General features: G+C 61.5%; 12 protein-coding genes. 9 read left to right on the top strand and 3 right to left on the bottom strand.

All coding sequences use genetic code 11. From position 1 onward, the window contains the following. Positions 1-2: 2 nt before the first annotated feature. A complete protein-coding gene (gene recG / locus GTP27_RS13840) occupies positions 3-2,093 on the bottom strand; it encodes an ATP-dependent DNA helicase RecG (protein ID WP_161039766.1) in 2,091 nt (696 codons plus the stop codon). Positions 2,094-2,209: 116 nt separating this feature from the next. Between recG and queA the strand changes: the two genes are divergently transcribed. The 6 genes from queA (at position 2,210) to GTP27_RS13870 (ending at position 8,577) form a co-directional block, all read left to right on the top strand. Then, on the top strand, positions 2,210-3,244 hold the full coding sequence (gene queA / locus GTP27_RS13845) for a tRNA preQ1(34) S-adenosylmethionine ribosyltransferase-isomerase QueA (RefSeq protein WP_161039767.1): 1,035 nt from the start codon (positions 2,210-2,212) through the stop codon (positions 3,242-3,244). A 2-nt stretch (positions 3,245-3,246) separates the two neighbouring features. Beyond that, positions 3,247-4,386, top strand: a complete 1,140-nt coding sequence (gene tgt / locus GTP27_RS13850; protein WP_161039768.1) for a tRNA guanosine(34) transglycosylase Tgt — start codon at positions 3,247-3,249, stop codon at positions 4,384-4,386. Positions 4,387-4,512: 126 nt separating this feature from the next. Continuing rightward, positions 4,513-4,848: a preprotein translocase subunit YajC gene (gene yajC / locus GTP27_RS13855; RefSeq protein WP_161039769.1), complete on the top strand. Its 336-nt coding sequence runs from the start codon at positions 4,513-4,515 to the stop codon at positions 4,846-4,848. Between the two features lie 63 nt (positions 4,849-4,911). Then, positions 4,912-6,774: a protein translocase subunit SecD gene (secD, locus tag GTP27_RS13860; RefSeq protein ID WP_161039770.1), complete on the top strand. Its 1,863-nt coding sequence runs from the start codon at positions 4,912-4,914 to the stop codon at positions 6,772-6,774. Between the two features lie 15 nt (positions 6,775-6,789). After that, the gene (gene secF / locus GTP27_RS13865; protein ID WP_161039771.1) at positions 6,790-7,812 is read left to right on the top strand and encodes a protein translocase subunit SecF; all 1,023 of its coding nucleotides are present in this window, start codon (positions 6,790-6,792) and stop codon (positions 7,810-7,812) included. Between the two features lie 69 nt (positions 7,813-7,881). Beyond that, positions 7,882-8,577: a helix-turn-helix transcriptional regulator gene (locus GTP27_RS13870; protein ID WP_202416789.1), complete on the top strand. Its 696-nt coding sequence runs from the start codon at positions 7,882-7,884 to the stop codon at positions 8,575-8,577. 6 nt (positions 8,578-8,583) lie between these two features. On the opposite strand, the gene GTP27_RS13875 is transcribed toward GTP27_RS13870, so the two are convergent. Together GTP27_RS13875 and GTP27_RS13880 are read right to left on the bottom strand one after the other, a co-directional pair. Beyond that, positions 8,584-8,865 carry a hypothetical protein gene (locus GTP27_RS13875; protein ID WP_161039772.1) on the bottom strand — a complete coding sequence of 94 codons (282 nt, stop codon included), beginning with the start codon at positions 8,863-8,865 and terminating at the stop codon, positions 8,584-8,586. Beyond that, positions 8,862-9,335, bottom strand: coding sequence for a MarR family winged helix-turn-helix transcriptional regulator (locus GTP27_RS13880; RefSeq protein ID WP_161039773.1), 474 nt, complete (start codon positions 9,333-9,335; stop codon positions 8,862-8,864). Before GTP27_RS13880 ends, GTP27_RS13875 begins: the two co-directional genes overlap by 4 nt. A 78-nt stretch (positions 9,336-9,413) precedes the next feature. Between GTP27_RS13880 and GTP27_RS13885 the strand changes: the two genes are divergently transcribed. From GTP27_RS13885 to astC, 3 genes are all read left to right on the top strand, one after another. Further along, entirely contained in the window at positions 9,414-10,328 is a 915-nt protein-coding gene (locus GTP27_RS13885) for a DMT family transporter (protein ID WP_161039774.1), read from the top strand. Between the two features lie 11 nt (positions 10,329-10,339). Then, positions 10,340-11,284 (top strand): GlxA family transcriptional regulator, encoded by a 945-nt coding sequence (locus tag GTP27_RS13890; RefSeq protein ID WP_161039775.1) that lies wholly within the window; start codon positions 10,340-10,342, stop codon positions 11,282-11,284. A 152-nt stretch (positions 11,285-11,436) separates the two neighbouring features. Beyond that, entirely contained in the window at positions 11,437-12,684 is a 1,248-nt protein-coding gene (gene astC, locus GTP27_RS13895) for an acetylornithine/succinylornithine family transaminase (protein WP_161039776.1), read from the top strand. Positions 12,685-12,712 lie beyond the last annotated feature (28 nt).

Here is a 12,712-nt window from a genome sequence, read left to right on the forward strand (position 1 = left end):
CCCTAAACTTTAAGGAACTCTTCGCGCCCGCCTAGCCAGCGGGCCAGATGGGCTTCCACCGTGGCGGCTTTTTCAGGCGTGTTGGCGTGCAGCAGATCGTGCGCCACGTCGCGCGCCTGATCCACCAGCCAGCCATCCGTTTCCAAGTCGGCAAAGCGCAGCATGGCCTGACCCGACTGGCGCGCGCCGAGGAATTCACCGGGGCCGCGGATTTCCAGATCGCGCCGCGCAATCTCGAAGCCGTCGGTGGTTTCGCGCATCGTCATCAGGCGCTGCCTGGCGACGCCACCCAGCGGGCTCTGATACAGCAGCAGGCAGACGCTGGCAGCCGAACCCCGTCCCACCCGCCCGCGCAACTGGTGCAGCTGCGACAGGCCGAAACGCTCGGCATGCTCGATCACCATCAGCGACGCATTCGGCACGTCCACGCCCACTTCGATCACGGTGGTGGCCACCAGCACCTGCATCTGGTTGGCGCTGAAGGCATCCATCACCTGCTGCTTCTCTAGCGGCTTCATGCGGCCATGCACCAGCCCCACGTTCAGATCGGGCAGGGCTTCGGCCAGCAGGGCGTGGGTATCGGTGGCGGTCTGCAGCTGCAGCGCTTCCGATTCTTCGATCAGCGGGCAGACCCAGTAGATCTGCCGGCCTTCCAGCGCCGCTGCGTGCACCCGTTCTATCACTTCGTCGCGGCGGTTCTGGTCGATCACGCGGGTGACGATGGGGCTGCGGCCCGGCGGCAGTTCGTCGATGACGGACACTTCCAGATCGGCGTAATAAGTCATGGCCAGCGTGCGCGGGATCGGCGTGGCCGACATCATCAGCTGGTGCGGGATGGCGCCTTCCTGCCCTTTGTTGCGCAGGGTAAGGCGCTGGCCCACGCCGAAGCGGTGCTGTTCGTCGACGATGACCAGCCCCAGATTGGCGAAGTTGACGGCGTCCTGGATCAGCGCATGGGTGCCGATCACCAGCTGGGCTTCGCCCGATTCGATCAGCGCATACGCGGCCAGCTTGTCCTTTTTCTTCAGGCTGCCCGTCAGCCACGCCACTTTCACGCCCAGCGGTTCCATCCACGCAGCGATCTTGCGGAAGTGCTGGTCGGCCAGTATCTCCGTCGGCGCCATCAGCGCCGCCTGAAAACCGCTATCGATGGCCTGTGCCGCAGCCAGTGCCGACACCACGGTCTTGCCGCTGCCTACATCGCCCTGCAGCAGGCGCTGCATGGGGTAGGGATGGCGCAGGTCGTGGCGGATTTCGCCCAGCACGCGCTGCTGGGCGCGTGTCAGTTTGAACGGCAGCGCAGCTTCGAAGCGGGCCGACAGGTCGCCCGTCACCGTCAGCGCTGCTGCGCCCTTGGCACGGCGCGCACGCTGGGCGCGTTTGAGCGACAGCTGCTGGGCCAGCAGTTCGTCGAACTTCATGCGCGTCCAGGCGGGATGGGAGCGGTCGGCCAGCGCGTGCTCGTCCACCTGCTGGGGCGGGTAGTGCAGCAGCTTCACGGCCGGCTCGAAATCGCTCAGCTGCATGCGCTGGCGTAGCTGAGCGGGCAGGGTGTCGCTCCAGTCTATGCGTTTCATGGCGTCGCCGATGGCGCGCCGCAGTATGGGCTGGGACAGGCCCTCGCCTGCCGGATAGACGGGCGTGAGCGAAGTCGGCAGCGGTGCGCCTTCGTTGATCACCTTGTAGGCAGGGTGCACCATCTCGGCGCCGAAAAAGCCATGTTTGAGTTCGCCGCGGGCGCGCACGCGCGTGCCTTCGGCCAGCTGCTTCACCTGACTGCCGTAGAAGTTCATGAAGCGCAGCTGCAAATCGCCCGTGGCGTCAGCGATATGCACGAGCAGCTGGCGGCGCGGCTTGTAGGCGATCTCGTTCTTGACCACCACCCCTTCCACCTGCGAAGTCTGGCCGCCATGCAGACAGGCTTCTTCTATGCTGACAACCTGCGTTTCGTCCTCGTAGCGCATGGGCAGATGCAGCACCAGATCCATGTCCGTGTGCAGGCCCAGCTTGGCCAGTCTGGCCTGCGGGCTGACGTTTTTGCGCGCGCCTTTGGCGGCGGCGCCGGGACTAGGTTTGGGGCTTGCAACAGGCATATTCGAGCAATTTTCGGGCGCTAGCGTAAAATAGAGGGTTGGCCGCCAGTATTGTAAGGCTAGCACCGGTTTTGGGCCTACCCGTATTTTCGTCAACAGTTTCCAGAAGTTCGTATATGTACACGCTTTCCGATTTCGATTTTAACTTGCCGCAAGAGCGTATTGCGCAATTCCCCCTGCCTGATCGCAGTGCTTCGCGCCTGCTGCATCTCGATGGCGAACAGATCATTGATCGCCAGTTTGCCGATATCGTCGATCTGCTGCAGCCGGGCGATCTGCTGGTGATGAATGATACCCGTGTGCTGAAAGCGCGCTTCTACGGTGTCAAGGAAAGCGGCGGCAAGATCGAAGCGCTGGTCGAGCGCGTGCTGGATTCGCGTACAGTGCTGGCGCAGGTGAAAGCCTCGAAGTCGCCCGGCCCCGGCGTGAAAATCCGGCTGGCCGACGCTTTCACTGTGACGGTGGGCGAGCGTGCCGGCGAGTTCTTCACGCTGCATTTCGATGGCGATGTATTCGAGCTGATCGAAGCCTATGGCCGTCTGCCGCTGCCGCCCTACATCGAGCACGCGGCCGATAGCTTCGATGAAAACCGCTACCAGACCGTGTTCAACAAGGTACCCGGTGCGGTGGCTGCACCGACCGCCGGTCTGCACTTTGACGAAAAGCTGCTGGCAACCCTGAAAGCCAAAGGCGTGAACTTTGCCTTCGTTACCCTGCATGTGGGCGCCGGTACGTTCCAGCCGGTGCGCAACGAAGTGCTGTCCGAGCACAAGATGCATACCGAGTGGTACACCATGCCGCAGGAAACCGTGGACGCCGTGCGCGCCGCCCGCGCCGCAGGGCGCGATGTGGTAGCGGTGGGCACCACCAGCCTGCGCGCGCTGGAATCGGCTTCGCAAAGCGGCCAGCTGGAAGCAGGCAGCGCCGATACGGCCCTGTTCATCACGCCCGGTTACGCATTCAAGACCGTCACCCGCCTGATCACCAACTTCCACCTGCCGAAATCGACCCTGCTGATGCTGGTGTCGGCCTTCGCCGGTTTTGAACCGATCCGCCAGGCCTATGCCCATGCGATCGCTAATGAATACCGCTTCTTCAGCTATGGCGACGCCATGCTGCTGACCACCCAAGCGCGTGCAAATAAAGGATAACCATGCTGGAATTTAAATTACTCAAGACCGATAGCAGCGGTCTGACCAAGGCCCGCCGCGGCACGCTGAAACTCAACCATGGTGTCGTGCAGACGCCGATTTTCATGCCAGTGGGCACTTATGGCTCGGTCAAAGCCATGTCGCCGCTGGAACTGAAGGAAATCAACGCCCAGATCATCCTCGGCAATACCTTCCACCTGTGGCTGCGCCCCGGCAATGATGTGATGGCCAAGTTTGGCGGCCTGCACGACTTCATGGGCTGGGACAAGCCGATACTCACCGACTCGGGCGGTTTCCAGGTGTTCTCGCTGGGCGCCATGCGCAAGATCACGGAAGAGGGCGTGCACTTCAATTCGCCTATCAATGGCGACAAGCTGTTCCTCTCGCCCGAGATTTCCATGCAAATCCAGCGCGTGCTGAATTCCGACATCGTCATGCAGTTCGACGAATGCACGCCGTACAAGATAGGCGAGCGTCCGGCCACCCTCGATGAAGCGGCCAAGTCGATGCGCATGTCGCTGCGCTGGGCCCAGCGTTCCTACGACGAATTCCACCGTGGCGAGAATCCGAACGCGCTGTTCGGCATCGTCCAGGGCGGCATGTTCGAAATGCTGCGCGACGAATCGCTGGAAGGTCTGGAAAAGATCGACTTCCCCGGTCTGGCTATCGGCGGTCTGTCGGTGGGCGAGCCGAAAGAAGACATGATGCGCATACTGGCTCACGTCGGCCCGAAACTGCCGCCCAACAAGCCGCACTACCTGATGGGGGTGGGGACGCCGGAAGATCTGGTGGCCGGCGTTTCCAACGGGGTGGACATGTTCGACTGCGTGATGCCGACCCGGAATGCCCGTAACGGCTGGATCTTCACCCGCTTTGGCGACATCAAAATCAAGAATGCCCGTTACAAGGATGACAAGGAACCGCTGGACGCCAGCTGCACCTGCTACGCCTGCCGTAACTTCTCGCGCGCCTATCTGCACCACCTGAACCGCACCCAGGAGATACTGGGCGCCCGCCTGAACACCATCCACAACCTGCACTACTACCTCGACATCATGCGCCAGATGCGCGATGCACTGGACGAGGACCGTTTCCACGCATGGACGCTGCAATTCCATGCCGACCGCGCGCGTGGTGTTTAAACAACAACTAATTTGCGGATGCGTCTTGTAAAAAGATTTATCCCTCCCATATGGCCAGAAGTCCTAGCGCCTTCCGGCCAGTGCTAGAATACAGCGCTATTTTTTTAACTATTATCGGAGTCACCTGTGTTCATTTCTAACGCATACGCCCAATCCGCTTCCCCGCTCGACGCACTCGGCCTGGGTGGCAACATCGGTAGCTTCCTGCCGCTGATCCTGATGTTCGTTGCGATGTATTTCCTGATGATCCGTCCTCAGCAAAAGCGCATGAAAGAACAGAAAGCCATGATGGACGCGCTGGCCAAGGGCGACGAAGTCGTCACCGCTGGCGGCGTGCTGGGCAAAGTGGTCAAAGTGACCGATCTGTACGTGACGCTGGAAGTATCGAACGGCACCGAACTGGTGGTGCAGAAAAACTCCGTCACCATGCTGCTGCCTAAGGGCACGCTGAAAACGCTGTAATTGCTACGGCCCGCTGTGACGCGGGCCGTGTTGCATCCAACGCCACACTACAACGTTGAAATTATGAATCGCTATCCTCTCTGGAAATACATACTGATCCTTGCGGCTGTGCTGCTGGGCGCACTGTTCACCGCGCCCAACTACTTCGGCCAGTCGCCTGCGGTTCAAGTGACGAGTGGTAAATCCACCGTCAAGATGACGGCCGATATGGTGGCCAAAGTGGACGATGTGCTGAAAGCGGCCAACATCGCCAACAACGGCATCGCCTTCGATGGCAGCGGCACCTACGCCTCCGTGCGCGCCCGCTTTGCCGACCCCGATGTCCAGTTCCGCGCCAAGTCCGTGCTGGAAAAAGGCCTGAATGCCGATCCTAGCGACCCGACCTATCTGGTGGCGCTGAATCTGCAATCGGATACGCCTAAATGGATGCAATCGCTGCACGCCTTGCCGATGTACCTCGGTCTGGACCTGCGCGGCGGCGTGCACTTCCTGATGCAGGTTGATACCAAGGCTGTGCTGAACAAGCGCGTGCAGGGTATCCAGGCGGCGGCCCGCAGCCAGCTGCGCGACAAGAACGTGCGCCACGCCGGTATCGACCGCGTCGGTGACAACATCGAAATCCGCTTCCGCGACGATGCCACCCGCCAGAAAGCCAAGGACGTGCTGGCCAGCCAGCTGGGCGACCTGTCGTTTGTCGACAGCGGCGAAGGCGATGCGCTGAAAACCGTGGTGAGCCTGAAACCGGCTGCCCTCAAGCAGACCATAGACGATGGCGTGAAGCAGAATATCTCCACCCTGTCCAAGCGTGTGAACGAACTCGGCGTGGCCGAGCCGGTGATCCAGCAGCAAGGCCCTGACCGTATCGTGGTGCAGCTGCCGGGCGTGCAGGACGTGGCCCGCGCCCGTGCCGTGATCGGCCGTACCGCCACGCTGGAAGTACGCATGACGGATAACTCGATCACGCCGGGCACCGAACTGTCGTCGGCCATTCCGTTCAACTCCGAGCTGTTCACCGTGGGCCGTAACGTGCCTGTGGTGCTGAGCAAGGACGTAGTCATCACCGGTGATTACATCTCCAGCGCCGTCGCCAGCTTCGACCAGAACCAGCAGGCTGCTGTCAGCATCACCCTGAATGGCGACGGTGGCCGCAAGATGCGCGACCTGACCCGCGACAACGTGGGCAAGCGCATGGCCATCGTGCTGTTTGAAAAAGGCAAACCGGAAGTGCTGTCGGTGGCCACCATCCAGAGCGAATTCGGTAGCAGCTTCCAGATCACCGGTATGGGCAATGCCGAGAACTCGGCCGAACTGGCCCTGCTGCTGCGCTCCGGCGCGCTGTCGGCACCGATGGAAGTGATCGAAGAACGTACCATCGGCCCTGCGCTGGGTGCGGAGAACATCGCCAAAGGTATGCACTCCACCATCTACGGTTTCGCTGCGATTGCCGTGTTCATGCTGGTCTACTACATGATGTTCGGCTTCTTCAGCGTGCTGGCGCTGGGCGTCAACCTGCTGCTGCTGGTGGCGCTGCTGTCGCTGATGCAGGCCACGCTTACTCTGCCCGGCATGGCCGCGATTGCGCTGGCGCTAGGTATGGCGATCGACTCCAACGTGCTGATTAACGAACGGGTGCGGGAAGAACTGCGCTCCGGCGCTTCGCCGCAGGCAGCCATTGCTGCCGGTTTCGAGCGCGCCTGGGCCACCATTATCGACTCCAACGTGACCACCCTGATCGTTGGTCTGGCACTGTGGGCCTTCGGTTCCGGTCCCGTGCGCGGCTTCGCTGTGGTACACACGCTGGGTATTCTGACCTCGATGTTCTCCGCCGTGTTTGTGTCGCGCGGTGTGGTCAACCTGTGGTACGGCCGCAAGAAAAAGCTGCAAAGTATCGCTATCGGTACCGTCTGGGTACCGGATCAGAAATAAACAGGGGCTGCAAACATGGAATTTTTCCGCATTAAAAAAGACATCCCGTTCATGCGCCACGCGCTGGTGTTCAACGTCATTTCGGCGTTGACCTTCGTCGCGGCCGTGTTCTTCCTGCTGCATAAGGGATTGCACCTGTCGGTGGAGTTCACCGGCGGTACGGTGATGGAACTGCGCTACCAGCAGGCCGCGAATCTGGAACGGATACGCGGCACGCTGGAAAAGATAGGCTACGAACAGCCTGAAGCGACCAGCTTCGGCACGGCGCATGACGTGATGCTGCGTCTGCCGGTGGTGAAGAACGTGTCGCCGAAAGACGCTTCGGCACAGGTGTTCGACGCGCTGTGCAAAGCTGAAAGCGGCGGCCTGAAAGACATCGACACGGTCACCGCCAAAGGCGAGCACGTGGTCAAGCAGAGCTGCGCCGACACGGCCGGCGCCGAAGCGGTATCGCTGCAGAAGGTGGAGTTCGTCGGTCCGCAGGTGGGCGACGAGCTGACCGAGAACGGCCTGAAAGCACTGGCCGCCGTGGTAGTGGGCGTGATGATCTATCTGGCCATCCGCTTCGAGTGGAAGTTTGCGGTGGCTGCGATTATCGCTAACTTGCACGACGTGGTGATCATTCTGGGCTTCTTCGCCTTCTTCCAGTGGGAATTCTCGCTGACCGTGCTGGCCGGTGTGCTGGCCGTACTCGGTTACTCGGTGAATGAATCGGTGGTGATTTTCGACCGGATCCGCGAGAACTTCCGCAAGCAGCGCAAGGCTTCGGTGCATGAAGTGATCGATAACGCGATCACCTCGACCATCTCGCGTACCATCATCACCCACGGCTGTACCCAGATGATGGTGCTGTCCATGCTGTTCCTGGGCGGCCCGACGCTGCACTTCTTCGCCATGGCGCTGACCATCGGTATCTGCTTCGGTATCTATTCTTCAGTATTCGTGGCAGCTGCCGTGGCCATGTGGCTGGGCGTGAAGCGTGAAGACCTGATCAAGCCGGTCAAGGAAAAAGACGAGACCGATGGCGCAGTGGTGTAAGCGCTAACGGTTGCAACGATCCCCCGCTGAGCGCGCAGTTCAACGGGGGATTTTTTATTCGGGGTCTGTATGAGTCGCAGTGGGCGATTGTTTCTGCTGATGGATGCCTTGCGTGCTTACCGCCATCCGGTAACGGCAGCGCGGCTGGCCGAGCAGCTGGGTGTATCGGAGCGCACCATCTATCGCGATATCAGGACGCTGGGGGAGCTGGGCGCGCCGCTGGAAGGCGAGGCCGGTATCGGCTACCGGCTCAAGGCGGGCAGCTTTCTGCCGCCGCTGATGTTCGGCGTGGATGAAATCGAGGCGCTGGTGCTGGGCGCGCGCTGGGTCAGGCGGCAGGGCGATGCGGGGCTGGCGGCTGCGGCCCAGAGTGCGCTGGCCCGCATCGCTGCCGCCACGCCGCGGGATTTGCGCGACGATATGGCCGAGACCAGCCTGTGGGTGCCGCTAGGCGACGACGCCAGCGCCGTCAGCGATGTGCATGTGCAGCCGGTGCGCGAGGCGATCCGCTACCAGCAGCGGCTGCAGCTGTCTTACTGTGACGAGCAGGGACGCGCGAGCGAGCGCATGGTGTGGCCGTTTGCGCTGGCATTTTTCGAGGGCAAACGGCTGCTGGCCGCATGGTGCGAGATGCGTTCGGCCTACCGGCATTTCCGCATCGACCGCATACTGGCCGTGCAGACGCTGGCAGAACGCTATCCGGTCCGGCGCGGCGTGCTGCTGAAAAGCTGGCGCGCCGAGCTGGGGATACGCGAAGAGTCGTGAAGGGAATTACTCTTCGCTGAAGATGGCATCGTAGCCATCCTGCGGGTCGTCGTAGTCTTTTAGTTCATCGATCAGATCCAGTTCGCCCAGTTCTTCTACTGCGTTCATGAAGCTGTTCGGTTTGGTCGCGCCGATCAGACGGTAGATTTCGCCGTCTTCATTGCGTATGCCGATCAGCAGTTTTTCCATGCGCACTTCGTCTTCCGTGGCCGGATTGAGCAGCAGGTTGCCGATGATGTGTTTGTCGAATTTGGCTGGCTTGACGCCATCGATCAATGTCGTTTTCAAAAGTTTTCCTTGGTTGAGTCAGGGGTGGACGGGCATTCCTGCAAACTGGTCGTGATGGCGGCCTTGAGCATGCTCAGACTGGCTTCGAGGGCGCGGAACTCTTCCTCGCTGTAGTGGGCAAAAGCTTTGCCGCTTTGCTGCACCACCTGCGGGAAGGCGCAGGCAAAAGTGCGCTCGCCTTCTGCCGTCAGGCGCACGAAGAAGGAACGCTTGTCGCAATCGCTGCGCTGGCGCTCCACCAGTCCTTTCTGTTCCAGCCGTTCTATCACTCCCGTCAGCGTGCCCTTGGTAATCAGCGTCTTTTCTCCGAGGTCCTTGTAGGACATGCCGGCGGTGTTGCCCAGTGTGGCGATGATGTCGAACTGGGCATGTGTGAGACCACTCTGGCGTACATAACAGCCAGAGAGGCGCTCATAGCCCTGCATACATTCGGCCAGCAGCCGGATGCTCTTCAAGAATCGTTCACCCATAGGCCATGATTATAGCCGCATCGCCAACTGAAACGCTGCAGCGTACAATGTTGGCTCCGTTCATTTGGATTGCCAGAGATGTCACAACACCTGCGAGGCATTAGCGCTTTACTCATCGTTACCCTGGTCTGGGGCACGACTTTCCCTGCAATGAAGGACATGACCGGTTATCTGTCGGCCAGCTGGATCGTGCTGTGCCGCTTTGCCTTGGCCAGCTTGCTGCTGGCGCCATTTCTGTGGCGCGCCCGCTTGCGCGACCTCGGCTGGGGGGCGCTGGCGGGGATGGTGTTGTTTCTGTGCTACGTATTCCAGATCGAAGGGCTGGCGCTGACCAGTTCCAACCGCAATGCTTTTGTCACCGGCCTGAATGTGATGGTGCCGCCCCTGCTGGGCGTGCTGATGGGGGCGAAGCTGGAGCGTCGCATCATGCTGGCACTGGTGCTGGCGCTGGCCGGTCTGTTTGCGCTGTGCTGGGAAGGCAGCTTTACGTGGGGCCGGGGCGACACGCTGGCCATGCTGTGCGCGCTGTTCTTCGGCATCTACGTCAAGCTGATGGAAACCACCACCCGCAAGGTCGAGCGCCTGATGACGCTGACGGCGGCGCAGATCGTTACCGTGGCCCTGTGCGCGGCCATCTGGCTGCTGCTGCGCGAAGTGCCGCTGGGTAGTGCCGAGCGCGCCGAAGAATTGCCGAACTATATAGCCTACATCAGCACCGGCCTGCAGACCTATGGCTGGAATCTGCTGTATCTGGGCGTGGTGGCGACGGCGGCGATCATCTCGCTGCAGACCTGGGGCCAGAGCCACAGCAGCGCCAACGAAGCAGCTGTGATCTATGCCTTCGAACCGGGCTGCGCTGCCATCTTTGCCTATTTCTGGCTCGGCGAAACGCTGGCGTGGAATGGCCTGCTGGGGGCCGGCTTGCTAATCTCCGGCATGATCGTCAGCCAGTGGAGCACCGAACGTCCTGCCGCTGCGCTGGCACCGGAGTAAACTGGCGGCCCATGTCGTTCGAAGCTCTCGCCCCTCTGGCGCAACAGCGCCCCCTGCGCATACTGCTGGTGAATGCAGGGGAGGCGGACGCCATCAGCTGGGCCGGACTGGTGCAGCCGCTGCGCCTTGCCGCTGCCGCGCTGGGGCGCGATGTGCTGCATCTGGAAACCATGTCGCCCACCCAGGTGGTGCTGGCCCAGCCGGGCTGGCATATCGCCCTGCTGGTGGCCGACGAACAGCAGGCGCCGCTGGCGCCGGAGCTGATCCGTGCCGTGATCGAGCGCTGCCGTTCGGCCGACTACTGGGGTGGTGTGGGCGCGGGCGTGCTGTGGCTGGCGGCGGCTGGCGCCATGGCCGGTGTACGCATTGCCCTGCCATGGTCGCTGTATGCGGAAACGGAGAGCTTTAGCGAGCGCGCCGTGCTCACACCGAATCTGTTTGCGCTGGACGGGCGCCATTTCAGTTGCTGCGGCGGGGCTGCCAGTATCGACTTTTCGCTGACCCTGGTCGAAGCTCTGTTCGGCGCTACCGTGCAGGCCAATATCAAGGAAAGCCTGTGCGTGGAACGGGTGCGCGGCCATGACGAGCGCCAGCGCGTGGCCCTGCAGGCCCGCTTCGGCGCCTTGCAGCCGCGGCTGTCCGAGGCAGTGACGCTGATGGAAACCAATCTGGAAGAGCCCCTCTCGACGGATGATATTGCCAATCTGGTGGGGCTGTCGCGCCGGCAGCTGGAGCGCCTGTTCAAGCAGTATCTGGGCAGCCTGCCGTCGCGCTACTATCTGGAGCTGCGTTTGCAGCGCGCCCGTCAGTTGCTGCTGGAAACTAATCATTCCATCGTGCAGGTAGGGCTGATGTGCGGTTTTTCCTCCGGTTCGCACTTCTCCACCGCGTTTGGCGCCCTGTTCGGCAATACCCCGCGCGAGGAGCGCCAGCGCAAGCTGGCACCGCCGGCCTAGCGCGCCTGCTTGCTGGTCTTTCTGGCAAGTTTATTCGCGCGGGCAAAAGTGAAAATCCTTGTCGCCATTAGAAAAGAGTTTTAGCATTCCGCTTTTTATAATGGGTCCACGCGGTGCTGTGCCGCACTGACCCAACATTGATAGGGATTGCCATGAACGCCAAGCTAGATTCAACCATCGCCAACCGTCCTGTAACGCGTCAGACTTTTGACGAAGTTCTGGTGCCGACTTATGCACCAGCCGCGATGGTGCCAGTGCGAGGTGCTGGTCTGGATCTGTGGGATCAGAATGGCAAGCACTATCTGGATTTCACCTCCGGCATCGCCGTCGCTGCGCTGGGCCACTGCCACCCTGCTGTGGTGGATACCCTGACCCGTCAGGCCAATACCCTGTGGCATCTGGGCAATGGCTACACCAACGAGCCCGTGCTGCGTCTGGCCAAGGCCCTGACGGAAGCGACGTTTGCTGATCGCGTATTCTTCTGCAACTCCGGCGCCGAAGCCAACGAAGCCGCTTTCAAGCTGGCCCGTAAATACGCCCATACCAAGTTCGGCCCGCACAAATCGCGCATCGTGTCCTGCCTGCAGTCGTTCCACGGCCGTACTCTGTTCACCGTGTCCGTTGGCGGCCAGCCTAAATACACCGAAGGTTTCGAGCCGCTGCCGCCATCGATCGACCACATCGTGTTCAACGATATCGACAGCGCCCGCGCTGCCATTGGCGATGACGTCTGCGCCGTGGTGGTCGAGCCGCTGCAGGGCGAAGGCGGCGTGATGCCGGCTGATCCGGCCTTCCTGAAAGAACTGCGCGAGCTGTGCAACAAGACGGGCGCATTGCTGATCTTCGACGAAGTGCAGTGCGGCATGGGCCGTACCGGTGATCTGTACCACTACATGACCTACGGCATCACCCCGGACATCCTGACCTCGGCCAAGGCGCTGGGCAATGGCTATCCTATCGGCGCCATGCTGACCACCAATGAACTGGCGCAGGCGCTGAGCGTGGGCACCCACGGCACCACCTACGGCGGCAACCCGCTGGCTACCAGCGTGGCGCTGACCGTGCTCGATACCATTAACCAGCCAGCCTTCCTGGCCCGCGTAAAAGAAGCCAGCGCCAAGCTGCGCGCGGCCATGGAGAAACTGGTGGCGGACTACTCGCAAGTGTTCGCGCAAGTACGCGGTGCCGGTCTGCTGCTGGGTCTGGTGGTGACGGATGGCTGGAAAGGCCGCTCGAAAGACATCCAGCGCGCTGCCGAAGGCAATGGCCTGATGGTGCTGATCGCCGGCATGGACGTGCTGCGTCTGGCCCCGGCCCTGATCGTCAGCGACGAGCAGATCGCCGAAGCCGACCGCATCCTGCGCCTGTCGCTCGATCAGATGATCAAAGCAGCCGCCTGATAGGCAGCATGTAGCAACGGCGGACTGG

Origin of the sequence: Duganella qianjiadongensis (assembly GCF_009857915.1) — a bacterium.
Classification (GTDB): Bacteria; Pseudomonadota; Gammaproteobacteria; order Burkholderiales; family Burkholderiaceae_D; genus Rugamonas; species Rugamonas qianjiadongensis.

What these genes read in the sequence shown, in the direction of transcription:
- recG (WP_161039766.1), bottom strand. Translation starts at nt 2,093, where the DNA reads ATGCCTGTTGCAAGCCCCAAACCTAGTCCCGGCGCCGCCGCCAAAGGC.
- queA (WP_161039767.1), top strand. Translation starts at nt 2,210, where the DNA reads ATGTACACGCTTTCCGATTTCGATTTTAACTTGCCGCAAGAGCGTATT.
- tgt (WP_161039768.1), top strand. Translation starts at nt 3,247, where the DNA reads ATGCTGGAATTTAAATTACTCAAGACCGATAGCAGCGGTCTGACCAAG.
- secD (WP_161039770.1), top strand. Translation starts at nt 4,912, where the DNA reads ATGAATCGCTATCCTCTCTGGAAATACATACTGATCCTTGCGGCTGTG.
- secF (WP_161039771.1), top strand. Translation starts at nt 6,790, where the DNA reads ATGGAATTTTTCCGCATTAAAAAAGACATCCCGTTCATGCGCCACGCG.
- GTP27_RS13870 (WP_202416789.1), top strand. Translation starts at nt 7,882, where the DNA reads ATGAGTCGCAGTGGGCGATTGTTTCTGCTGATGGATGCCTTGCGTGCT.
- GTP27_RS13880 (WP_161039773.1), bottom strand. Translation starts at nt 9,335, where the DNA reads ATGGGTGAACGATTCTTGAAGAGCATCCGGCTGCTGGCCGAATGTATG.
- GTP27_RS13885 (WP_161039774.1), top strand. Translation starts at nt 9,414, where the DNA reads ATGTCACAACACCTGCGAGGCATTAGCGCTTTACTCATCGTTACCCTG.
- GTP27_RS13890 (WP_161039775.1), top strand. Translation starts at nt 10,340, where the DNA reads ATGTCGTTCGAAGCTCTCGCCCCTCTGGCGCAACAGCGCCCCCTGCGC.
- astC (WP_161039776.1), top strand. Translation starts at nt 11,437, where the DNA reads ATGAACGCCAAGCTAGATTCAACCATCGCCAACCGTCCTGTAACGCGT.